Genomic DNA, 21678 nt, shown 5'->3' with positions numbered 1-21678 from the left:
CGACGAATTCGGTAGGTGAACGGTTCCGGTCAGCCCTTCTTGCGGGTGAGGAAGGCGGTCATCGCCTCCCGCGCCTCGTCGGACCCGAAGAGCCGGGCACTGAGCTCGACCAGGTCCTCCCCCTGCGCGTCGATCCGGGCGAGCAGGTCGGCGGCGAGGAGGCCCTTGGTCTCGCGCAGGCCCTGGGCCGCGCCGGTGGCGAGCTTGCCGACGACGTCGTCGACCCGCGTCTGCAGCTCGGCGGCCGGGACGGCGAAGGTGGCCAGACCGTAGTCGGCCGCCTCGGCGCCGCTGAACACCTCGCCACCCAGCGCGGTCCACGCCAGTCCGCGCGGCGTGAGCCGCGGGAACACCGTCAGCGAGATGACCGCCGGCGTCAGCCCGAGCTTGACCTCGGTGAGCGCGAAGGTGGCGTCGTCGGCGACCACGACGACGTCGGAGGCGGCCACGATGCCGATCCCGCCCGCGCGGGCGGCCCCCTCGACGACGGTCACCACCGGCTTGGTGAGCGCGACGATCTGGCGCTGCAGGGCGACGATGGCCCGCGCGCCCTCCTGCATCGGGACCGTCGAGGCCTCCGACAGGTCAGCGCCCGAGCAGAACACCCGGCCCGACGACCGCAGGACCACCACCCGGACGTCGGGCGCCGCGTCCGCGGCCGCCAGGTGGCCGACCAACTCGGTGACCAGCTGGCGCGAGAGCGCGTTGCGGTTGTGGGGCGAGTCGAGGGTGATCGTCGCGATGCCGTCGGCGACGTCGAGGTGGACCAGCTCGGCGGGTGCGTCAGTCATGCGGCTCATCCTGCCGCGTCGTACCCCGGCGCCGACCGCCGGCCGGGTGCTCGACTTCCCACCGGCCCCATCCGTCCCACTAGTCGGGCGTTCCCTGCACATGTCGAGCGTTGCAACGGCCGACAAGCGTAGGAATCGCCGGTCGACCGGCGATTCCTGCGGCTCCGGCCAGGCCCGTCGCGCCAGTCGGCCGGGGGAACAGGACGAGGCCGATCAGCCCTCGTGAATGGGCTGCTTCGGCAGCTTCTTGACCCGGGCCCGGCGCTTGGGTCGCGCGGGGATCATCGAGCGCATCTCCTCGAGCTTGCCGAAGCAGAGCAGGCGGTCCTCGGCCTCCAGCACGTGGTGCGGGAAGGGGTTCGGGATGACCAGGGTGCCGCGGTGGAGGGTGAGCACCGTGATGTCGCGGTCGCGCAGGCCCGAGTCGCCGATGCTCTTGCCGACGAGATCGGCGTCCCCGTGGACGACGAGCTCCGCGACGCCGTACCCGGTCGAGACGGACAGCCGCTCGCGGACGTCGATCTGGGGGAAGGCGACCTGGTTGTCGATGTAGTCGATGATCGCGCCCGCGACGTCGAGCTTGGTGGCGGTCTCGATGCCCTCGAGGCCGGGCGAGGAGTTGACCTCCATCACCAGTGGGCCGGACTTGCCCTCGAGCATGTCGACCCCGGCGACCTTGAGGCCCATGATCTGGGCGGCGCGGACGGCGACCTGCTCGTACGCCGGGTCGAGGTCGACGCGCTCCACGCTGCCGCCGCGGTGCACGTTGGAGCGGAACTCGTCGCCCTGCGCGACGCGGCGCATCGCCGCGACGACCCGGTCGCCGACGACGAGAGCGCGGACGTCGCGGCCCTTCGACTCCTTGACGAAGCGCTGGATGAGGACCTGCTGCTTGGTGCTCTGCAGCGTCTCGATGATCGCCTCGGCGACCTTGATGCTGGGCGCGAGGATGACGCCGATGCCCTGGGTGCCCTCGAGCAGCTTGATCACGACCGGCGCGCCGCCGACCCGCTCGATCGCGGGGATCACGTCGGCCCGATCGCGCACGAACGTGGTCGCGGGCATGCCGATGTTGTGCCGCGACAGGATCTGGGTGGCGCGCAGCTTGTCGCGCGAGTTGGCGATGCCGTTGGCGGTGTTGGGCGTGTAGACGTCCATCTGCTCGAACTGCCGGACCACGGCGGTGCCGAAGTAGGTGATCGAGTTGCCGATCCGGGGCAGCACGGCGTCGTAGTCCGACAGCTGCTTGCCGCGGAACTGCAGGTCCGGCTCGTCCCCGGACAGGTCGATGGCGAAGCGCAGGGTGTTGAGCACCTTCACCTGGTGCCCGCGGTCGAGCGCGGCGGTACGCAGCCGCTGGGTGCTGTAGGAGCGCGGTGCGCGAGAGAGGATCGCGAGCTTCATACCCGACCTGGTGGGATCGCCTGCTTGGATGGATGCGTGGTCAGTGCCCATTCAAGCAGCCCGCCGGTGGTCGCCGGCTGGCGCGAGTGGGTGCGTCTGCCCGGCCTCGGTGTGGGTCCGGTCAAGGCCAAGCTCGACACCGGTGCCCGCACGTCGGCACTGCATGCCTTCGACCTCACGGCGTTCCCGCGCGACGGCGTCGACTGGGTCCGGTTCTCCGTCCACCCGTGGCAGCGCTCGGCGGACGACGCGGTGTACGTCGAGTGCCCGGTCCACGACCGCCGCACCGTCCGCAGCTCGACGGGCCACACCCAGGACCGCTTCGTCGTCCTCACCGAGCTGGAGCTGCTGGGCCGCGTGATCACCACCGAGGTGACGCTGACCCGGCGCGACGAGATGGGCTTCCGGATGCTCGTGGGCCGCGAGGCGCTGCGCCAGGGATTCGTCGTCGACTCGGGCCACTCCTACCTCGGCGGCCGCCCGCCGCGGAAGGTGCGCCGCAAGAACCGGGGGGTGTCCGGTGGCCCTGCGTGAGTCGTTCGCGATCGGCACCGTGCGGGTCCGCGCCGGCTCCACGAAGGAGGTCGAGCTGCCGATCACCCGGCTGGTGACCGGGGGCGACGTCAGCCTGCCCGTGCGCGTGGTGCACGGCCGCGAGGACGGCCCGACGGTCTGGGTCAACGCCGCCATCCACGGTGACGAGGTGCTGGGGGTCGAGGTGATCCGGCAGGCGCTGGCGACCCTGTCCGCGCGCACCTTCCGCGGCACGCTCGTGGCGGTGCCCGTCGTCAACGTCCTCGGCTTCATGACCGGCGACCGCTACCTACCGGACCGGCGCGACCTCAACCGGTCCTTCCCGGGCTCCGCGCGCGGGTCGCTGGCCAGCCGGATCGCGCACCTGTTCATGACCGAGGTGGTCAGCAAGTGCGATGTCGGCATCGATCTCCACACGGCCGCGGACCGGCGTACCAACCTCCCCCAGATCCGCGCCGACCTCGACGATCCCCGCACCCGCAAGCTCGCCGAGGCGTTCGGCGCCCCGGTCATGCTGCACGCGCGACTGCGCGACGGGTCGCTGCGCCAGGCCGGGCGCGACCACGGCGCGGCGGTCCTGCTCTACGAGGCCGGTGAGGCGCTCCGCTTCGAGGAGGAGCCGATCGCCGTCGGCGTCGCGGGGCTGCGCCGCGTGCTCGCCTCCCTCGGCATGATCGACGCCGAGCCGGCCATGGCGGAGCAGCCGACCCCCGTCGAGTGCCGCAGCAGCTCCTGGGTCCGGGCCCGGGGCACCGGGATCCTGCACCTCGATGTCCACCTCGGCGAGTACGTCGAGGAGGGGGGCCGGCTCGGCGGCCTCTCCGACACCTTCGGACGCCGGGTGCGGCTGGTCCACGCCGACCGGTCGGGGATCGTGATCGGGCTGACCCGCGCGCCGCTCGTCAACGCGGGCGACGCGCTCGTCCACATCGCCACGCCGGTCGCACCGTAGCCGCAGGCGGACTTGTCGGGCGATTCCTGCACCCGATCCGATCCACCCCTCCGCACCGAACCCCTCCCATGAGGAACCGACGGTGGCGCAACCTCCCCTGGGCCGGGTACGGCGTGCTGGCGACCCTGGCGGGGATCGGGCTCGCGCACCTGGCGGCCGCGCTGACCGACCCGGCGGCCTCACCGGTGCTGGCGGTCGGCTCCACGGTCATCGACCTGACGCCCACCCCGATGAAGGAGTGGGCGATCCGCACCTTCGGCAGCGCAGACAAGGCGGTCCTGGTCGGGTCGGTGCTGGCGGGCGTGCTCGTCCTCGCCGCCGGGGCCGGGGTGCTCACCCGCCGCCGGCTCGCGGTCGGGTCCGGGCTCCTGGTCGCGCTGGTCGGCGTCGCCGCGGTCGCCGTGCTGGGCCGACCGGAGGCGGCCCTCCTCGACCTGCTCCCCTCCGCCGTCGCGGCGGTCGGGGCGACCGCGGCGCTGCGACTCCTCGCCCGGAGCCATCGACAGGCGGCCGGCGCGGACGGCGCGGACGGCGGGCGGCGCACCGTGCTGCTGACGATCGGCGCCGTCGCCGCGCTGGCGGCGGCGGGCGGCCTCGCCGGCCGCCTGGTCTCCGGCCTGCGCGCCCGGCCCGAGGACGTCGCCCTCCCGACGCCGACCGACCCGGCTCCCCCGCTGCCGCGCGGCCTCGACGACCAGGTGCCGGGCATCACCCGCTTCCGCACGCCGAATGCGGACTTCTACCGGGTCGACACCCGGCTCGACGTCCCCGTGATCGGCGCCGACGACTGGACCCTGACCATCGACGGCGACGTCGACCGGAAGGTGTCGCTGAGCTTCGACGAGCTGCTGGCGATGCCGATGGTCGAGCGCGACATGACGCTGACCTGCGTGTCCAACAGCGTCGGCGGACCGTACGTCGGCGGCGCGCGCTGGCTCGGCGTCCCGCTGGCCGACGTCCTCGATCTCGCCGGCATCGGGAGCACGCGGGCCGACCAGATCCTGTCGACGGACTTCGCCGGCATGACGATCAGCACGCCGCTCGCGCTCGCCCTCGACGGCCGCGACGCACTGGTCGCGGTCGGCATGAACGGGGAGCCCCTGCCCCGCGAGCACGGCTTCCCCGTGCGCCTGGTGATCCCGGGGCTCTACGGCTTCATCAGTGCCACCAAGTGGTTGACCCGGCTCACCCTGACGACGTACGACGACCGGCAGGCCTACTGGACCGACCGGGGCTGGGCGACCGACGCCCCCATCAAGATCTCCGCGCGCATCGACACCCCGAAGGCACTGGCCGAGCTCGACGCGGGGGACGTGGTGGTCGGCGGCGTGGCCTGGGCGCAGACGCGGGGAGGGGTCGCCGGGGTCCAGGTGCGCGTGGACGGAGGTCCCTGGGTCGACGCCCGGCTGGGGCCGGACGGAGGAGACGACTACTGGCGCCAGTGGTTCCACCGCTGGGCCGCCGAGCCGGGCTCGCACCGGATCGCGGTCCGCGCGGTCGCCGGAGACGGGGAGCCGCAGACCCCGGTCCGCGCCGAGCCGTTCCCGAACGGCGCGAGCGGACTGCACGAGCTGCTGGTCCGCGTCTCGTGACGCCGGCCTCGACCTCCGCGCAGATCGGTCCCATCCGCTGGGCCACCCGCTCCGAATCACCTGCACGAACCCTCCTACGGAAGGCATCACCATGAAGCTCCAGAACCTCCGCCGCACCACCGGCGCCGGCATCGCCGTCCTCGCCCTGACCACGACCTTCGCCGCGTGCAGCAGCGAGGACGACGCGGCCGACGACACGAACGCCGAAGCGGACGAGACGTCGCAGACCACCGACGACGCCGAGGGGAGCGACGACGCGATGGCCGACGGTGCAGCCGCGCAGACCTTCGGTCCGGGCTGCTCGGCGATCCCGACCTCGGGCGCCGGCTCCTTCGACGGCATGGTGAAGGACCCGGTCGCCACCGCGGCGAGCAACAACCCGCTGCTGAGCACGCTGGTCACGGCGGTGACGAGCATCGACGGCCTCGCCGACACGCTCAACGGCGCGGCGGCGCTCACCGTGTTCGCGCCCTACAACGACGCCTTCGCCGCGATCCCGGAGGACCAGCTCAACGGCATGGTCGCCGAGGGCAAGGAGAAGGGCCAGGAGAGCGCGCTCTACCAGGTCCTCGCCCACCACGTCGTCGGCTCCAACGAAGGGACGGACAGCGTCGTCGGCGACCAGGAGACCCTGGCCGGCGACCAGCTCACCGTCGAGGGCGACGCCGAGAGCGGCATGACCGTCTCCGACGGCACCGTCACCGCGAAGGTGCTGTGCGGCAACATCCCGACGGCGAACGCCACCGTCTACGTGATCGACCAGGTGCTGACCGGGGTCAAGTGACCTGACGGCCGACCTGACGACGCGAGAGGATCGACCCATGGATCCGGTCCCGGGCGACCCGGCCGACGCTCCCGCGGGGGCGCCGGCCGGCGGCCACGGCCCCGACCTCGGCCCGCTGCTGCAGCGGGCCGCGCGCGGTGACACCGCAGCCTTCGCGACCCTGTACGACGCCACGGCGGCGCGGGTCCACGGCCTCGTGCTGCGGGTGGTCCGCGACCCGGCCCAGGCCGAGGAGGTCACCCAGGAGGTCTTCCTCGAGGTGTGGCGCCAGGCGAGCAGGTACGACGCCGCCCGCGGCAGCGCGCTGGCCTGGCTGATGACGATCACGCATCGCAAGGCGGTCGACCGGGTCCGCAGCGCCGAGGCGGCCGGCCGCCGTGACGCGACCTACGAGCAGGCCAACCGGGGCATCGAGCACGACGTCACGGCCGAGGCGGCGCACGCCTCCCTGGAGGCGCACCGGGTGCGGGCGGCGCTGGGCCAGCTCACCGACGTACAGCGCGAGGCGATCGAGCTGGCGTACTTCGGCGGCTACACCCACACCGAGGTGGCCGCCCTCCTCGACCTGCCGGTCGGGACCGCGAAGACCAGGATCCGCGACGGCCTCATCCGGCTGCGCGACACGATCGGAGTAGAGCGATGACCGATCACGACCAGACCCCGGGGTGGGACGTGCACGCACTGTCCGGTGCGTACGCCGTCGACGCGCTCGATGCCGACGAGCGGGCCGCCTTCGAGGCGCACCTCGCGCACTGCGCCGAGTGCCGCGCCGAGGTCGACGGGCTGCGTGAGACGGCATCGACGCTCGGTGTCTCCGAGGTCGCCGCGCCGCCCGACGCGCTGCGCGACCGGGTGCTCGAGGGCATCTCCCAGATCCGGCCGTTGCCGCCGCTGAGCACCACCGCGTCTGGGGGGACGCCGGTGGATCTCGCGGCGGCCCGGCGCCGGCGCCGGCCGTTCCGGTCGGGGCGGGCCGGCCACCTGTTCCTGGTGGCCGCGGTCCTCGTCCTGGTGGCCGCGGCAGGCACGGTCCTGCTGCGGCCCTGGGCGGACGACAGCGACGGGCCCGACGGTCCGGGACTCACGGCCGCCGAGCGGATCCTGGCCGCCGCCGACGCCAGCACCGTCGAGCAGTCGTTCCCGGACGGATCGACCGCGAGCATCGTGCTCTCGCGCAGCGAGGGCAAGGCGCTGATCCGCACGAGCGACATGGCGCCGGCACCCGACGGCAAGGTCTACGAGCTGTGGCTGCAGACTCCCGCGGGGGACATGGTCCCGGCCGGACTGATGCCCGACGATCCCGACACGACCTACGTCCTCGACGGCGACGCCTCCGAGGCGACCGGGGTGGGCATCACGGTCGAGCCGGACGGCGGATCGCCCCATCCGACCAGCGAGCCGGTCGCGCTCTTCGCCCTGGACTCCTGACGATGACCACCCCGACACCACGGCGGATCGCCGTGGTGGGCTCCGGCGTCGCCGGACTCACCGCGGCCTATCTCGCCTCGCGCCCCGCGATCGGCGCCGAGGTCACCCTGCTCGAGGCCGACCACCGGCTCGGCGGGCACGCTGACACCCACACCGTCACCGACCCGACCGGCCGCTCCCTGCGCATCGACAGCGGGTTCATCGTCCACAACCGGCGCACCTACCCGGTGCTGACGGGGATCCTCGACGAGCTCGGCGTACCGACCCAGGACTCGGAGATGTCGATGTCGACGAGCGACGAGGTGACCGGCCTGGAGTGGGCCGGCGCGCTGGGGCGACGCGGGCTCTTCCCCGCGGGCGCGGGCAACCACCGCAACCCGGCCTACCTGCGGATGCTGGCCGAGATCCCCCGCTTCCACCGCGCCGCGCGCCGGCTGCTGGACTCCCCCGGCGACAGGTCGGACCTGACTCCCCTGGCCGGCTTCCTCGACCGCCACGGCTTCTCGGCGTACTTCCGCCGGCACTTCCTCGAGCCGCTCGTCGCGGCGGTGTGGTCGTGCGACCCGGGCACCGCGCTGGACTACCCGGCGGCGTACCTCTTCGCGTTCCTCCGGCACCACGGCATGCTCGCGGTCTTCGGCTCGCCGCCGTGGCGCACGGTGAGCGGTGGGTCCGGGACCTACGTCGCGGCGGTCGCCGCCGCGGTCGAGGCCCGCGGCGGCCGGATCCGCACCGGCGCAGCGGTGCTCGCCGTCGAGGAGACCGACGACGGCGTGGAGGTCACCACGCCCTCCGGACGGGAGGCGTACGACGCCGTGGTGGTCGCGACCCATCCCGACCAGGCGCTCGGGATGCTGGCGGCGCCGACGCGCAAGCAGAAGGAGGTGCTCGACGCGATCCCGTACTCCCTCAACACCGCGCTGCTGCACACCGACACCCGCCTCCTGCCGCACGCCCGCGACGCCTGGGCGTCGTGGAACTTCCGCCGGCCCCGGGTGACCCAGGAGCGGGTGCGGGTCACCTACGACCTGACCAGGCTGCAGCGGCTGCCCACCGCCACCCGCTACCTCGTCACGCTCGGCGGCGAGGACGTCGTCGACCCGGCGACCGTGCTGGTACGCCGCACCTACGCGCACCCGGCCTACACGCCGGAGTCCGTCGCGGCGCAGGCCCGGCTGCCGCAGATCGACACCGACCGGATCGTGTTCGCCGGCGCCTACCACGGCTGGGGCTTCCACGAGGACGGTGCGCGCTCCGGGCAGCGGGCGCTCGAGCGTCTCGGACTCCTGGGTCCGTCGGTCAGCCGCCCACCGAGCACGTCGACGAGCGCGTCGACCAGCCCCGCCGCGACGACCTACGCCACGACCCTGACCCATCGCCGCCGGGCCCCGCTGCGCAACGCGTTCACCCACCGCTCCCACCTGACGGTGGTCGACCTCGACCGGATCGCCGCCGACGGCTCCGTGGAGGGCGCGCGCGGCCGCTTCCTCGGCCGCGACCACTTCGCGGGCGACACCCCCTCCGTGCGCGAGGGCGTGGACCGGTTCCTCGCCGCGCACGACATCGACCTGCGGGGCGGCCGGGTCCTGACGGCCGCGCAACCGCGGGCCCTCGGGCACTGCTTCAACCCGATCACGGTCCACTGGTGCTGGGCCGCGGGCACGGAGACCGGCCGCCCCGCGGCCACCGTGGTGGAGGTGCACAACACCTACGGCGACCGCCACGCCTACCTGCTCGACCCGGACCGCACCACCAGCGGCGGACGGTATGTCGTCGACAAGGCGATGTACGTCTCGCCGTTCCACGGCACCGACGGCCACTACGAGGTGCTCGCCCCGCCGCCGGACCCGGTCACCGGGCGGCTCGACCTCGGCGTCCGGCTGGTCACCGCCGACGGCGCCCGGTTCGACGCCCGCCTCACGGGTCTCCCGACGACGCCGCCCCTGCTGCCGCTGGCCGGCCTGCGCGGTGCCGCCCTGATCCGGGCGCACGGGATCGCCCTGTGGGCGCGACGGCTCCCGGTCCAGCCGCGCCCGCGCCCGTCCTCTCCCGAAGGAGACCACCGATGACGCTCACGGCCTCCCCCACCACCGCCTGGCCCGGTCTCGCGCCGGTCCCCGAGGGCGGACCGTCCGCGTGGATCGCCGAGCGCCTGTTCCGCGCGGCCGTGGCGCGCCGTCACATCACCGTGCGGCTGCGCCGCCCGGACGGGACCCTCGAACAGCTCGGACTCGGCGGACCCGCCGTCGTGGTGCACCGGCCGGCCGAGCTCTTCGCGCGCCTCGGACGGGACAAGCTGATCGGCTTCGGCGAGGCCTACCTGACCGGCGCCTGGGCCGAGGACGGCGTCCCGGGCGACGGCGTGCTCGGCGACTTCCTCACCGTGCTCGCGGCCGACATGGCGGACCTGGTGCCACGCAGCCTGCAGCGGCTGCGCGGAGTCGTGTCACCGCGCCTGCCGCGCAGCCACCGGGGGACGCGTGAGAACACGCAGGCCAACGTGGCCCACCACTACGACCTGTCCAACGACCTCTTCGCGGCCTTCCTCGATCCCACGCTGTCCTACTCCAGCGCCCTGTTCGACGACCTCGCGAGCGCGCTGTCCGAGGACTTCGCCACCGCCCAGCACCGCAAGATCGACCGACTGCTCGACCGGGCCGGCGTCCGTGCGGGCACCCGGCTGCTGGAGATCGGCACCGGCTGGGGCGAGCTCGCCATCCGGGCCGCGGCCCGCGGGGCGACGGTCCGGTCGGTCACGCTGTCGGTCGAGCAGCAGGCACTGGGCCGCGCGCGGATCGCCGCCGCCGGACACGCCGACCGGGTCGCCGTCGACCTGTGCGACTACCGAGCGCTGCTCGACGAGCCCGGCGCGACGTACGACGCCGTCGTGTCGGTGGAGATGATCGAGGCCGTCGGCCACGAGTTCTGGCCGTCGTACTTCCGCACCCTCGACCACGTCCTCGCTCCCGGGGGGAAGGTCGCGCTGCAGGCGATCACGCTGCCGCACGACCGGATGCGCGCCACGCGGTCGACGCACACCTTCATCACCAAGTACATCTTCCCCGGCGGCGCACTGCCGTCGGTCCGCGCGATCGACGACGTGACCGGGCGGCACACCGCCCTGCGGATCATCGACGACCTCGCCATGGGCCGGCACTACGCCCCCACGCTGCAGCGCTGGGACCGGGCGTTCCTCGCCGAGCGCGATCGCGTGACGGACCTCGGCTTCGACGCGACCTTCGTGCGGATGTGGCACTTCTACCTGGAGTACTGCCGCGCCGGCTTCGCCGCCGACTACATCGACGTGCACCAGCTGGTGCTGGCCCGTCCGGAGGAGGAGCGATGACGACCACGGTGGCGAGCGACCTCGAGCAGGCGCTGCGACCCTTCGTCGGCGGCGACCTCCCCGTCCGGCTGGTCGCCTGGGACGGCACGACGGCCGGCCCGGCCGACGCCCCGGTCGTGGAGCTGCGCTCGCCCGACGCGCTGCGGCGACTGCTGTGGCACCCGGGCGAGCTCGGCGCCGCCCAGGCGTACGTGACCGGGGAGCTCGCCGTACCCGGCGATCTGGACGCAACGCTGACCCACGCGTTCGCGGTCGCGGCCGAGCGCGACCTCGGCGGTCGACGGCCGTCGTTGCGGGCGCTGGCGGGTGCCGTGCGCGCCGCTGTCGGGCTCGACCTCCTCGGCCGGCCTCCCGAGCCTCCGGCGACGCAGGCCCGGGTCCGCGGCCGGCTGCACAGCAAGGACCGCGACCGGCGGGCAATCAGCCACCACTACGACACCACCGCCGACTTCTACGCGCTGGTCCTCGACGAGCGCACCATGGCGTACTCCTGCGGCTACCACTCCTCGCCCGAGCAGCCGCTGGCCGACGCCCAGGAGGCCAAGCTCGACCTGGTCTGCCGCAAGCTCGGCCTGGGGGGTCGCGCCCCTGAGTCGGGCATGCGGCTGCTCGACGTCGGCTGCGGCTGGGGCTCGCTCTCCCTGCACGCCGCGGAGCACTTCGGCGCGCACGTCGTCGGGGTGACCATCTCGGCGGAGCAGCAGCGGTTCGCCGAGGCGGCGGCCCGGCGCCGGGGTGTGGCCGACCGGGTGGAGATCCGGTTGTGCGACTACCGCGACGCCGTACCGCTGCCGGGTGCCGAGTTCGACGCGGTCGCGTCGCTGGAGATGGGAGAGCACGTGGGCGAACGGAACTACCCGGCCTACGCGCGGGTGCTGCGCGACGCGGTCCGGCCGGGCGGCCGGGTGCTGGTGCAGCAGATGTCGCGCGGCGCGAGCCACCCGGGCGGCGGCCCGTTCATCGAGTCCTTCATCGCGCCGGACATGCACATGCGACCGGTCGGCGCGACGATCGGGCTGCTCGAGCAGGCCGGCCTGGAGCTGCGCGGCGTGGAGGCGCTGCGGGAGCACTACGTGCTGACGGTCGCGGGGTGGCTGCGGCGGTTCGAGGAGAACCTCGACGCGATCACCGCGCTCGTCGGGGAGGAGCTGGTCCGGGTCTGGCGGCTCTACCTCGTCGGCGGGTCGATGGCCTTCCGGGACGGCCGGATGGGCGTCGACCAGCTGCTCCTCAGGAGGCCGGGCCGATGACCGCGGTCACCGCCAGCATCGGCCTGTCCGTCGCCGCGGCCGCCGCGGTGATGGCGATGGCCGCGCTGGTGGCGCGCCGGCAGGGCCGCGTGGCCGTCGTCGATGTCGCCTGGGGGGCGGCGTTCGGCGTCGCGGCGCTCGCGTGCGGGGCGGGCGCCGCGGTCGGGGAGGCGGGCTCGGGCCCGCGGACCTGGCTGCTGGTGGCCCTGGTCGTGGTCTGGGGCGGGCGACTCTCCTGGCACATCGGACGACGTACGGCGCGGCACGACGGCGAGGACCCGCGCTACGAGAAGCTGCTCGGCGGCTCGCTGCGCGAGGTCGGCATGGCCCGGGCGGTGCGGAAGGTGTTCGCGCTGCAGGGCGCTCTGGTCCCGGTCATCGCCCTGCCCGTCTCGGTCGGCGTGGTCCGCGACGTGCGCTGGTGGCCGGTGGCGGTGCTGGGTGTGCTCGTGTGGGCGGTCGGGCTGTTCTTCGAGGCGGTCGGCGACGCCCAGCTGGCGGCATACCGCTCCCGGCCGCGCGACGAACGGCCGCCGGTCCTCGACACCGGGCTGTGGGCATGGACGCGGCACCCGAACTACTTCGGCGACGCCTGCGTGTGGTGGGGCCTGTGGCTCGCCGGCGGACTCGCGTCCGGGTGGGTCGCCGGCCTCGCGACCCTCGTCGCGCCGATCGCGATGACCTGGTTCCTGACCTCGGTCACCGGCGCGAAGCTGCTGGAGGAGACGATGATGCGGCGACCGGGGTACGCCGCGTACGCCGCCCGGACGCCGCGGCTGCTCCCCCGGCCGCCGCGCCGCACCGGCGGGCACCGGGCTGGGAGCACCTCCTAGAGTCTCCTCGTGACCACGGACGAGGAGCTCCTGCGCCTGGCCTCGGCCGACAACTTCCGCGACGTCGCCGGGTCCGGCTACGCCACCGCCGACGGTGGTCGGGTGCGCACGGGCGTCTTCTACCGCTCCAACGACCTGCGCCTGAGCGACGACGACCACGGCCGGCTGGGCGCGATCGGCCTGCGGGCGGTCATCGACCTCCGCTCGCCCACCGAGGTCGCGCTCCATCCCGACCCCGCCGTGCCCGGCGCCGAGGCGCTGCACTTCGACGCGATCGGCATACCGATGGAGCGGATGTCCGGGCTGCGGCGGCGCGAGGACGCCGTCGCCCTGATGGACGACGTCTACCGCACCTTCGTGACCGAGGATCGCTCCCGCACGGCGTTCGGCGGCGTCCTGCGCCAGCTCGCCACCGGTGGTCCCCAGCTCTTCCACTGCTCGGCCGGCAAGGACCGCACCGGCTGGGTCTCCGCGCTCCTGCTGCACATCGCCGGCGTCGACGACCCGACGATCGAGAGCGACTACCTCCTCACCAACGCGCGCAGCGCCGCGAGCCGGGCCCGGGTGGAGGCGGAGATCGCCGATCACCTGGGCCCGGACGCGGTCGCGGCCTACGAGCCGACCCTGGTCGTCGCCACCGAGTACCTCGACGCCGCCTGGGCCGCCGTCGACCGGCACTTCGGCGACCGGACGTCGTACCTGCGTGACGGGCTCGGCCTGGACGACGACGTGCTGGGCGAGCTGCGCGCGATGCTCCGGGTCGGCTCGTAGCGAGCGACGCCGCGTCCCGTCGACCGGCCGGAGCCGGTCGACGGGCCAGCGCTCACGACCCCAGCAGGACCTGCTCGGCCGCGATGGTCGTGTCGTCACCGTGGCCGGTGTGGACCACCGTCTCCCCGGGCAGCGCGAACAGCTTCGCCCGGATCGAGGCCTCGAGGGTGGGTCGGTCGCTGTAGGAGCGGCCGGTCGCGCCGGGTCCGCCGTGGAACAGCGTGTCGCCCGTGAACACGCACCCGAGGTCGGGGGCGTAGAGGCACACCGCCCCCGGGGCGTGACCCGGAGTGTGGAGCACCCGCAGGGTCGTGCCGGCGACCTCGATGACCTGTCCGTCGGCCAGGTCGACGTCCCAGAGGTGGCCGTCGTCGCCGCCGTGGGTCAGCTCCCACAGCGGCCTGTCGTCGGGGTGCAGCAGGATCGGCGCGACCGTGGCCTCCCGCAGCGCCGGCGCCACGCGGACGTGGTCGTCGTGGGCGTGGGTGCAGATGATCGCCTTGACCTTCCGCCCGCCGACCACCGCCACGATGTCCTCGACCGAGTGGGGGGCGTCGATGACCACGCACTCGGTGTCGTCACCGACCACCCACACGTTGTTGTCGACGTCGAACGTCTCGCCGTCGAGGCTGAACGTGCCCGACGTGACCGCGTGATCGACCCGAGCGGTCACAGGACGACGACCGAGCGGAGGACGTCGCCGTGATGCATCCGCTCGAACGCGGCCTCGATGTCGCCGATCCCGATCTCCTCGGTCACGAACGCATCCAGGTCGAGCCGACCCTGCTGATAGAGGTCGACCAGCATCGGGAAGTCACGCGAGGGCAGGCAGTCGCCGTACCAGCTGGACTTGAGGGCGCCACCGCGCCCGAAGACGTCGATCAACGGGATCTCGGGAACCTTCATGTCCGGCGTCGGGACACCGACCAGCACCACCGTGCCGGCCAGGTCGCGAGCGTAGAACGCCTGCTTCCAGGTCTCCGGACGGCCGACCGCCTCGACCACCACGTCGGCGCCATCGGCACCCTCGTAGACGTCGCCGCAGATCCGCTTGATCTCCTCCACCGGGTCGACCTGGCTCGAGTCGACGGTGTGGGTCGCGCCCATCTCCTTGGCCTTCGCGAGCTTCTTCGCGTCGATGTCGACCGCGATGATCGGACTGGCGCCCGCCAGCGCCGCGCCCGCGATCGCGGCCACCCCGACCCCACCACAGCCGATCACCGCGATCGACTTGCCCCGGGTGATCGCACCGGTGTTGATCGCGGCACCGATGCCGGCCATCACGCCGCAGCCCAACAGACCCACCGCGGCCGGGCGGGCCGACGGGTCGACCTTCGTGCACTGCCCGGCAGCGACCAGCGTCTTCTCCGCGAACGCACCGATGCCCAACGCCGGCGACAGCTCCGTGCCGGCATCCTCACCCTCGGCGAGCGTCATCCTCTGCTTCGCGTTGTGCGTGGCGAAGCAGTACTGCAGATCACCACGCTTGCAGGCCCGGCACTCACCGCACACGGCCCGCCAGTTCAGCACCACGAAGTCACCCGGCGCCACCCCCGTCACGTCGGGCCCGACGGCCTCGACGACACCGGAGGCCTCATGGCCCAGCAGGAACGGGAACTCGTCGTTGATCCCACCCTCGCGGTAGTGCAGATCCGTGTGGCACACCCCGCACGAGAGGACCTTCACCACCGCCTCACCCGGCCCCGGGTCCGGCACGTTGATCGTCACGACCTCCACCGGCGCACCCTTCGCACGAGCGACGACGGCCTTCACCTGCTGACTCATGGGGAGTCCTCTCATCCGTTGTGTTCGGCACCACCGTAGTCATCACGGATCGGCGCCGGTCACCGCAGTACGGTGCCGTTCACCTCCCCGAGATGGCCGAGCTCGTCGTAGCTGGGGGCGCCCTCCCAGTCACCGTCGACGGTCACGGCGTAGGCGCCGGTGCGGGTCGCGGTCTCCAGCCTCCTGGTGACCGGCTGCCGGCGGGCGAGCTCGAACAGGTAGCCGGCCGCGAACGCGTCGCCGGCGCCGACGCTGTCGACCACCGGCACCGGAACCGCCGGCACCCGGAGCAGGCTGCCCTCCGTCCACGCCAGGCAGCCGTCGTCGCCGAGCTTGATCAGCACCTGCCGCGGTCCCAGCTCCGCCAGCCGGGCGGCGAGGGTCTCGGGCTCCTCGTCGCCGACCACCAACCGCGCCTCGGGGACGGTGGCGAAGACGACGTCGGCGAGCGCGACGAGCTCGGTGAGGGCCGGGGCGGCCTCCTGCGGGGTCCACAGGGCGGCGCGGTAGTTGATGTCGACGGACACCGCGGCGCCCACCTCCCGGGCGCGGCGGGCGGCAGCGAGCGTGGCGGCGCGTGCCGTCGGCGAGAGGGCGGTGGTGATGCCGCTGATGTGGACGACGGACACGCCGTCGCGGATGTGACCGTCGAGATCCTCCTCGCACAGCCGGGAGCCGGCGGATCCGTCGCGGTAGTACTGCACGCGGCTCAGCTCCGCCGAGCGCCGTTCCTTGAACATCAGGCCGGTGGGCCGGTCCGGGTCGACCACCGCGACCGTGCGTACGCCGGTGCCGCGGATGGTCGTCGCCACCATGGCGCCGAGCTCGTCGGCTCCGACGCGGCCGATCCAGGTCGCCGCACCCCCCAGGCGCTGGAAGCCGATCGCCACGTTGGACTCCGACCCCGCGGCGCCGAGGTTCAGCTGTGCGGCATGCCGCAGCGGGCCGACGCGGGGGGTGGACAGCAGCGCCATCGTCTCCCCGAAGGTGACCAGCTGGCTCATCGGGACGCCCCCAGCGCGGCCGCCACGGCGCGGGCGCGGCTCCGCAGGCCGTCGAGGTCGCCGCTGCTGAGCGCGTCGCCCACCAAGGAGCCGCCGAGCCCGACCCCGACCGCACCGGCGGACAGGTAGTCCGCGACGTTGGTCGGTCCGACGCCCCCGGTGGGGATCAGCGGGATGTGCTCCAGAGGAGCCCGGACCGCGGCGATGTATCCGGGCCCGCCCAGCGCGGATGCCGGGAACACCTTGACGGCCGTCGCACCCAGGCGCCAGGCGCGCACGATCTCGGTCGGGGTGAGCGCGCCCGGCAGCCAGGCCAGGCCGGCCTCGGCCGCGGCGCTGGCCACCTCCGGCTCCGTGTCAGGAGCGACGACGAACTCCGCGCCCGCCTCGGCCGCCTCCAGGACGTGCTCGCGGGTCAGGGCGGTCCCGACGCCCCAGCGCACCCGGTCGCCGAACGTGTCCCGCCCGCGGCGCACCGCCGCGGCCCAGCCGGGCGTGTTCGTGGTGATCTCCAGGCAGCGCAGACCCTCCTCGACCAGCACCTCGACCGCGTCGTCGACATGACGAGGGTCGCCCTCGCGCAGGACGACCACCGCGCCGCCGAGCAGCAGGTCGGTGACCTCGATGCCGCTCATCGCTGGACCGCCAGCCGGCGCAGACCCTCGATCAGGTCGTCGGTGTCGGTCGCCAGCGAGACCCGTGCCCACCCTTCACCCGAGCCACCGAAGACCGGTCCCGGCGCCAGCGCGACCTTCTGCTCGAGCAGGAGACGCTTGGCCCACGCCATCGTGTCGCCGCCGTCGCGGTCGCGGACATCCAGCCAGAGGTAGAAGGCTCCGCGCGGCTCCAGGTAGCCGATGCCCAGGCGGCGCAGCTCGGCGAGGGCCGCGTCGCGTCGCGCCCGGTAGACCTCACGCATCCGGTCGACGTCGTCCTGGGGACCGCGCAGCGCGGCGAGCGCCGCGGCCTGCGCCGGTGCGTTCACGCACGCCACCATCGGCTCCTGCAGCTTCGCGGCGACGGCCGCGACCCGTTCGGGGGTGCGCAGGTAGCCGACGCGCACGCCGGTCATGGCGAAGGTCTTGGAGAAGGAGTACGCCGCGAGCACCCGGCCGCTCTCGTCGAAGCGGAGCGGAGAGACGTGCTCGGCGTCGAAGGTGAGCGCGTCGTAGCACTCGTCGGAGAGCAGCCACAGATCGTGCTCGTCGGCGAAGCGGACCAACTCGGCGACCCGCTCCTCTCCGATCACGGTGCCGAGCGGGTTGGAGGGCGAGTTGACCAGGAGCATCCGGGTCCGCGGCGTCACCAGCTCCGCCAGGTCCGCCAGAGCGGGGATGAACCCGTTCTCGGCGCGCAGCGGGTAGCCGACCGGCACCCCGCCGAGCAGCCCGACGGCCATCGCGAAGTTGGGCCACCCCGGATCGGGCACCAGCACCTCGTCCCCCGGGGCGATGGTGAGCGAGAGCGCCAGGTGGATCGCCTGCGCCCCACCTGCGGTGACGGTCACCTGGTCCGGCGTCGTCGGGACGCCGTTGCGCTCGGCCAGCTTGGTCGCGATCGCCTCGCGAAGCGCGGGGACGCCGGCGTTGGGAACGTAGTGCGTCTGGCCCTCGGCATAGGCGGCACGGGCCGCCTCGACCACGTGAGCCGGAGCATCGAAGCTCGGCTCCCCCACATGCAGGCCGATCACCGGCCCGTCCAGGGACCAGGCGAGATCCATGATCTCGCGGATTCCGGAGCGGGGCATGTGCTCGGCCGCTGTGCTGACCCGGGGCATCAGTTGTTCTCCTCTTCGACGGATGGGGTGCTGTGGTCGGTGGACGTGCCGCCGAGGGCGGCCGGAAAGAGACGTCGTGCGGTGCCGCCGAAGATCTGATCGCGCTCGTCGGGCCGCAGGGGGCCCAGCCCGTGCTCGGCGGCCTCGAGGGTGCGGCGGTAGCCGGGCTCGACGGCCGGCCACGGGAAGTCCGAGCCCCATAGGCAGCGCTCGGCGCCGAAGGCCGCCACCAGCTCCCGCGACGCTGCGACGAGGTCGGGGTACGGCGGCGCGGAGCGCGTCAGCGCGTAGTGGCCGGAGATCATCAGATGCACCTGGTGCCGGTCGGCGAGGGCCGCCACCCGGCGGCGGGTGGGGGCGTCGAGCGCCCCGGGGAACCGGGGTCGGCGGAACTCGTCGACCTGCATGCCGCTGGGCGCGAACCCGAAGTGGTTGAGCACGACGCGCAGCTCGGGGAGCAACGCGGTCAGGGTCGACAGGTGGTCCACCTGGTCCGGCGGCAGGTAGGCCCACAGCACGAGGTCGTCCTCGGCCATGGCGCGCAGCAGCGGCCACGCCGGCGAGGCGGTGAGCTCCGTGCCCGGTTGCGCGAGCCAACGCAGCCGCACGGCGTCGAACCGGTAGCTCTCACGCCGGCGACGAAGCGCGTCACCGGCCTGGGGCCCATGGTCCTCGGGACCGGCCACGGCCACGCCGGCGCAGCGACCTGGCCAGGCCGCCAGCGCGGCCGCGCAGGTGCGGTCGTCGCGGTCCAGCGGAACCAGCACGGCGGCGCGTACCCCGACCGGATCCGCGACGGCCCAGAGGTCCTCGATCGAGGCGGTGCGCTCGGCCGGCGCCAGCTCGTCGACCGCGCGTCGCTCGACTGTGGTGCCGGCGAAGAGGTGCGCATGCCCGTCGACGCGCACGCTCACCTCCGCTCTCGGCTCACGAAGAGCGCCGCGGCCGCGACGATGATCGCCCCGCGGACCAGATCGGTGAGCGTGGGCGTGAGCTGCCAGATGGTGATCGAGCTCGAGACCAGGGTGAGCAGCGCGACGCCGCCCATGGTGCCCACCAGCGTGCCGCGGCCACCGAGCAGGGACACCCCGCCGATGACGACCGCGGCGATGGCGGACAGCTCGAGCCCCTGGCCCGCGGTCGGCGAACCGATGGTGGCGCGGGCGGCCAGGAGAACCCCGGCACCGGCCGCGAGCAGACCCGAGACGGCGTACGCGGCGACCGTGGTGCGGACGACCCGGATCCCGTTGGCCCGAGCACCCTCGCGATCCCCTCCGACGGCCAGGATGTGCCGGCCGAGGACCGTGCGGTTGAGCAGGAGCGCCACCAGGGCGACGGCGACCACCAGCACCACGAACAGGTACGGGACGGGGCCGACGCGTCCGATGGCGAAGTCGCTCAGTGCGACGGTGACTTGACCGGTGGGGACCGAGCTCACCACCAGGGCCAGTCCCTGCACGGCGTAGAAGGTCGCCAGCGTGACGATGAACGCCGCGAGGCCGACCTTGCCGACCAGCACGCCGTGGACGGCGCCGATCAGGGCTCCGATGGCGAGCACCGCGAGGATCACGGGGACGGTCCGCACCGGGTAGCCGTCGATGAGGACTGCCGTCAGCAGGGCGCCGAGCGTCGCCACCGAACCGACCGAGAGGTCGATCCCACCGGTCAGCACCACCACGTGCTGACCGAGCGCGACCAGTCCCAGGACCACTGTCGCGGTCAGCACGCTGGCCAGCGACGCGCTCGACCAGAACCGGGAGCCGTCGCGCACGGAGAGGGCGATCACGAGGAGCAGCACCAGGATCCAGGCGGCCAGTCCCCGGCGGGTGATCATCCGCAGTGCCGCCGTCACCGGACTGCGGCGCAGGACGTCCGGCTCGCCCGTTCCCGGCGCCGCCGGGTCGATCAGGGTGGTGTTCACGCGACCTCAGCTCCCATCGCCAGGCGCATCACGTCGGCCTCCGTCCGTCGCTCGCCGGTGAGCTCACCGGCGAGACCGCCACCGCGGAACACCAGCACGCGGTCGGCCAGCCCGAGCACCTCGGGCAGCTCGCTGGAGGCGAAGACGACGCTCCGGCCCTCGGCGGCCAGGTCACGGATGATGCGGTAGATCTCCGCCTTCGCGCCGACGTCGACGCCGCGGGTGGGCTCGTCCATCACGAGCACCCGAGGATCCCGGCGCAGCCACTTGGCGATGACGGCCTTCTGCTGGTTGCCACCGGACAGCTCTCCCACCCGCTGCGCCGGACCGGTCGCCCGGATCCGCAGCCTCCGGGCCTCGTCCCAGTACGCGTCGGCCTCGGCGCGCGCGTCGATGTGGCCGAGACGCGAGACCTTGCTCAACGTGGTCAGGGTGACGTTCGCCCCGAGGGTCATGTCGAGGATCAGGCCGTCGGTCTTGCGCTCCTCCGGCACCAGGACGACACCCGCGCCGACCGCGTCGCGGACCGTCGTGCCCACGTCGACGCCGTCGACGCGTACCTTCCCCGCCGCGCGCGGGTGGGCGCCGGCGATGGTACGCAGCATCCGGCTGCGGCCCGAGCCGACGAGACCCGCGAGCCCGACGATCTCGCCGGCGCGCACCTCGAGGTCCAGCGGCGCCGCCGGTCGGGTCCGCGCCACCGGGCGCAGCCCGGCGCAGGAGAGCACGACGTCGCCGTGCTCTCCGCCGGCGCCGCCCAGCAGCGACTCGACCTCGCGGCCGACCATCTCGGTGACGATGCGCTCGACGGGGTAGTCCTCCACCGCGCCGCTCGAGACGGTGCGTCCGTCGCGGAGCACGGTCACGTCGTCCGCGAGCGCGGCGACCTCGTCGAGCAGATGAGTGATGTAGAGGATGGCGTGGCCGCTGTCGGCCAGCTCCCTGACCACGCGGTGGAGCGCCTCCAGCTTGTCGCTGGAGAGCACCGCCGAGGGTTCGTCGAGGATCAGCACGCGAGGATCGCGAACGAGGGCGCGAGCGATCTCGACGAGCTGCTGGTTGGCCAGCGAGAGCTCGCCGGCCGGCGCGCGCGGATCGACCCGGTCGAGGCCGACCCGCGCCAGCGCTCGGCCGGCGACCTCGCGCTGATGCCGTCGTCGGAGCACGCCGCGGCGGGAGCGCTCCTGCCCGAGCATCACGTTGTCCGCGACGCTGAGGTACGGGAGCACGGTCAGCTCCTGGTAGACCGCGCAGATGCCCTGGTCGAGGGCATCGCGCGGAGAGCCGAGGCGACGGGGCTGGCCCGCGACCCGCAGGGTGCCCGACGTGGGGGTGGTGTTCCCGGTCAGGCAGCGCACCAGGGTCGACTTCCCGGCCCCGTTCTCGCCCAGCAGGGCGTGCACCCTGCCCGAGCGCAGACCGAGATCCACCCCGTCGAGGGCGCGGACTCCCGGGTAGTCCTTGACGAGTCCCTCGGCGTGGACGACGACATCAGCAGTCATGGTC

General features: G+C 73.5%; 21 protein-coding genes. 11 read left to right on the top strand and 10 right to left on the bottom strand.

What is annotated here, in order from left to right; translation table 11 throughout:
• Positions 1-29: 29 nt before the first annotated feature.
• Both ACPZVR_RS16990 and ACPZVR_RS16985 read right to left on the bottom strand, forming a co-directional pair.
• Entirely contained in the window at positions 30-791 is a 762-nt protein-coding gene (locus tag ACPZVR_RS16990) for an enoyl-CoA hydratase-related protein (protein ID WP_436700819.1), read from the bottom strand.
• A gap of 213 nt (positions 792-1004) precedes the next feature.
• Positions 1005-2195 (bottom strand): RimK family alpha-L-glutamate ligase, encoded by a 1191-nt coding sequence (locus tag ACPZVR_RS16985; protein ID WP_436700818.1) that lies wholly within the window; start codon positions 2193-2195, stop codon positions 1005-1007.
• A gap of 36 nt (positions 2196-2231) precedes the next feature.
• Between ACPZVR_RS16985 and ACPZVR_RS16980 the strand changes: the two genes are divergently transcribed.
• The 11 genes from ACPZVR_RS16980 (at position 2232) to ACPZVR_RS16930 (ending at position 13685) form a co-directional block, all read left to right on the top strand.
• Positions 2232-2729, top strand: a complete 498-nt coding sequence (locus tag ACPZVR_RS16980; protein ID WP_436700817.1) for an ATP-dependent zinc protease family protein — start codon at positions 2232-2234, stop codon at positions 2727-2729.
• Positions 2716-3681 carry a succinylglutamate desuccinylase/aspartoacylase family protein gene (locus tag ACPZVR_RS16975; protein WP_436700816.1) on the top strand — a complete coding sequence of 322 codons (966 nt, stop codon included), beginning with the start codon at positions 2716-2718 and terminating at the stop codon, positions 3679-3681. Before ACPZVR_RS16980 ends, ACPZVR_RS16975 begins: the two co-directional genes overlap by 14 nt.
• Before the next feature lie 68 nt (positions 3682-3749).
• Positions 3750-5273, top strand: coding sequence for a molybdopterin-dependent oxidoreductase (locus ACPZVR_RS16970; RefSeq protein WP_436700815.1), 1524 nt, complete (start codon positions 3750-3752; stop codon positions 5271-5273).
• A gap of 91 nt (positions 5274-5364) precedes the next feature.
• Entirely contained in the window at positions 5365-6057 is a 693-nt protein-coding gene (locus tag ACPZVR_RS16965; protein ID WP_436700813.1) for a fasciclin domain-containing protein, read from the top strand.
• A gap of 37 nt (positions 6058-6094) precedes the next feature.
• Complete coding sequence (gene sigK, locus ACPZVR_RS16960) at positions 6095-6700, top strand: ECF RNA polymerase sigma factor SigK (RefSeq protein ID WP_436700812.1); 606 nt, start codon at positions 6095-6097, stop codon at positions 6698-6700.
• The gene (locus ACPZVR_RS16955) at positions 6697-7485 is read left to right on the top strand and encodes an anti-sigma factor (RefSeq protein ID WP_436700810.1); all 789 of its coding nucleotides are present in this window, start codon (positions 6697-6699) and stop codon (positions 7483-7485) included. The genes sigK and ACPZVR_RS16955 overlap by 4 nt, the downstream gene beginning before the upstream one ends.
• Positions 7486-7487: 2 nt before the next feature.
• Positions 7488-9554, top strand: coding sequence for an FAD-dependent oxidoreductase (locus ACPZVR_RS16950; RefSeq protein WP_436700808.1), 2067 nt, complete (start codon positions 7488-7490; stop codon positions 9552-9554).
• Entirely contained in the window at positions 9551-10831 is a 1281-nt protein-coding gene (locus tag ACPZVR_RS16945) for a class I SAM-dependent methyltransferase (RefSeq protein WP_436700806.1), read from the top strand. Before ACPZVR_RS16950 ends, ACPZVR_RS16945 begins: the two co-directional genes overlap by 4 nt.
• Positions 10828-12081 carry a class I SAM-dependent methyltransferase gene (locus ACPZVR_RS16940; protein WP_436700804.1) on the top strand — a complete coding sequence of 418 codons (1254 nt, stop codon included), beginning with the start codon at positions 10828-10830 and terminating at the stop codon, positions 12079-12081. Before ACPZVR_RS16945 ends, ACPZVR_RS16940 begins: the two co-directional genes overlap by 4 nt.
• Positions 12078-12914 carry a DUF1295 domain-containing protein gene (locus ACPZVR_RS16935; RefSeq protein ID WP_436700802.1) on the top strand — a complete coding sequence of 279 codons (837 nt, stop codon included), beginning with the start codon at positions 12078-12080 and terminating at the stop codon, positions 12912-12914. The genes ACPZVR_RS16940 and ACPZVR_RS16935 overlap by 4 nt, the downstream gene beginning before the upstream one ends.
• 9 nt (positions 12915-12923) lie before the next feature.
• Positions 12924-13685 (top strand): tyrosine-protein phosphatase, encoded by a 762-nt coding sequence (locus tag ACPZVR_RS16930; protein ID WP_436700800.1) that lies wholly within the window; start codon positions 12924-12926, stop codon positions 13683-13685.
• Positions 13686-13737: 52 nt separating this feature from the next.
• Here the strand turns inward: ACPZVR_RS16930 and ACPZVR_RS16925 are convergent, their stop codons facing one another.
• Genes ACPZVR_RS16925 through ACPZVR_RS16890 form a run of 8 tightly spaced genes read right to left on the bottom strand, consistent with a single transcriptional unit; the run spans position 13738 to position 21674 of the window.
• A complete protein-coding gene (locus ACPZVR_RS16925; protein WP_436700798.1) occupies positions 13738-14358 on the bottom strand; it encodes an MBL fold metallo-hydrolase in 621 nt (206 codons plus the stop codon).
• Positions 14355-15470 carry an S-(hydroxymethyl)mycothiol dehydrogenase gene (locus ACPZVR_RS16920; RefSeq protein ID WP_436700796.1) on the bottom strand — a complete coding sequence of 372 codons (1116 nt, stop codon included), beginning with the start codon at positions 15468-15470 and terminating at the stop codon, positions 14355-14357. Before ACPZVR_RS16920 ends, ACPZVR_RS16925 begins: the two co-directional genes overlap by 4 nt.
• A 59-nt stretch (positions 15471-15529) precedes the next feature.
• Entirely contained in the window at positions 15530-16474 is a 945-nt protein-coding gene (locus tag ACPZVR_RS16915; RefSeq protein ID WP_436700794.1) for a sugar kinase, read from the bottom strand.
• A complete protein-coding gene (locus tag ACPZVR_RS16910; protein ID WP_436700792.1) occupies positions 16471-17109 on the bottom strand; it encodes a bifunctional 4-hydroxy-2-oxoglutarate aldolase/2-dehydro-3-deoxy-phosphogluconate aldolase in 639 nt (212 codons plus the stop codon). The genes ACPZVR_RS16915 and ACPZVR_RS16910 overlap by 4 nt, the downstream gene beginning before the upstream one ends.
• Positions 17106-18251 (bottom strand): pyridoxal phosphate-dependent aminotransferase, encoded by a 1146-nt coding sequence (locus ACPZVR_RS16905; protein ID WP_436700790.1) that lies wholly within the window; start codon positions 18249-18251, stop codon positions 17106-17108. The genes ACPZVR_RS16910 and ACPZVR_RS16905 overlap by 4 nt, the downstream gene beginning before the upstream one ends.
• Positions 18251-19165 (bottom strand): amidohydrolase family protein, encoded by a 915-nt coding sequence (locus ACPZVR_RS16900; protein WP_436700788.1) that lies wholly within the window; start codon positions 19163-19165, stop codon positions 18251-18253. Before ACPZVR_RS16900 ends, ACPZVR_RS16905 begins: the two co-directional genes overlap by 1 nt.
• A complete protein-coding gene (locus tag ACPZVR_RS16895) occupies positions 19162-20172 on the bottom strand; it encodes an ABC transporter permease (RefSeq protein WP_436700786.1) in 1011 nt (336 codons plus the stop codon). The genes ACPZVR_RS16900 and ACPZVR_RS16895 overlap by 4 nt, the downstream gene beginning before the upstream one ends.
• Positions 20169-21674 carry a sugar ABC transporter ATP-binding protein gene (locus tag ACPZVR_RS16890; RefSeq protein ID WP_436700784.1) on the bottom strand — a complete coding sequence of 502 codons (1506 nt, stop codon included), beginning with the start codon at positions 21672-21674 and terminating at the stop codon, positions 20169-20171. Before ACPZVR_RS16890 ends, ACPZVR_RS16895 begins: the two co-directional genes overlap by 4 nt.
• Between the last annotated feature and the right edge of the window lie 4 nt (positions 21675-21678).

The organism is Nocardioides segetis, from assembly GCF_051390595.1.
GTDB lineage: Bacteria > Actinomycetota > Actinomycetes > Propionibacteriales > Nocardioidaceae > Nocardioides.
This window is presented reverse-complemented; position numbering and strand designations above follow the sequence as displayed.

Coding starts and splice junctions, on each gene's coding strand:
- ACPZVR_RS16990 (WP_436700819.1), bottom strand. CDS start 791: ATGACTGACGCACCCGCCGAGCTGGTCCACCTCGACGTCGCCGACGGC.
- ACPZVR_RS16985 (WP_436700818.1), bottom strand. CDS start 2,195: ATGAAGCTCGCGATCCTCTCTCGCGCACCGCGCTCCTACAGCACCCAG.
- ACPZVR_RS16970 (WP_436700815.1), top strand. CDS start 3,750: ATGAGGAACCGACGGTGGCGCAACCTCCCCTGGGCCGGGTACGGCGTG.
- ACPZVR_RS16965 (WP_436700813.1), top strand. CDS start 5,365: ATGAAGCTCCAGAACCTCCGCCGCACCACCGGCGCCGGCATCGCCGTC.
- sigK (WP_436700812.1), top strand. CDS start 6,095: ATGGATCCGGTCCCGGGCGACCCGGCCGACGCTCCCGCGGGGGCGCCG.
- ACPZVR_RS16955 (WP_436700810.1), top strand. CDS start 6,697: ATGACCGATCACGACCAGACCCCGGGGTGGGACGTGCACGCACTGTCC.
- ACPZVR_RS16950 (WP_436700808.1), top strand. CDS start 7,488: ATGACCACCCCGACACCACGGCGGATCGCCGTGGTGGGCTCCGGCGTC.
- ACPZVR_RS16945 (WP_436700806.1), top strand. CDS start 9,551: ATGACGCTCACGGCCTCCCCCACCACCGCCTGGCCCGGTCTCGCGCCG.
- ACPZVR_RS16940 (WP_436700804.1), top strand. CDS start 10,828: ATGACGACCACGGTGGCGAGCGACCTCGAGCAGGCGCTGCGACCCTTC.
- ACPZVR_RS16935 (WP_436700802.1), top strand. CDS start 12,078: ATGACCGCGGTCACCGCCAGCATCGGCCTGTCCGTCGCCGCGGCCGCC.
- ACPZVR_RS16920 (WP_436700796.1), bottom strand. CDS start 15,470: ATGAGTCAGCAGGTGAAGGCCGTCGTCGCTCGTGCGAAGGGTGCGCCG.
- ACPZVR_RS16915 (WP_436700794.1), bottom strand. CDS start 16,474: ATGAGCCAGCTGGTCACCTTCGGGGAGACGATGGCGCTGCTGTCCACC.
- ACPZVR_RS16910 (WP_436700792.1), bottom strand. CDS start 17,109: ATGAGCGGCATCGAGGTCACCGACCTGCTGCTCGGCGGCGCGGTGGTC.
- ACPZVR_RS16905 (WP_436700790.1), bottom strand. CDS start 18,251: ATGCCCCGGGTCAGCACAGCGGCCGAGCACATGCCCCGCTCCGGAATC.
- ACPZVR_RS16890 (WP_436700784.1), bottom strand. CDS start 21,674: ATGACTGCTGATGTCGTCGTCCACGCCGAGGGACTCGTCAAGGACTAC.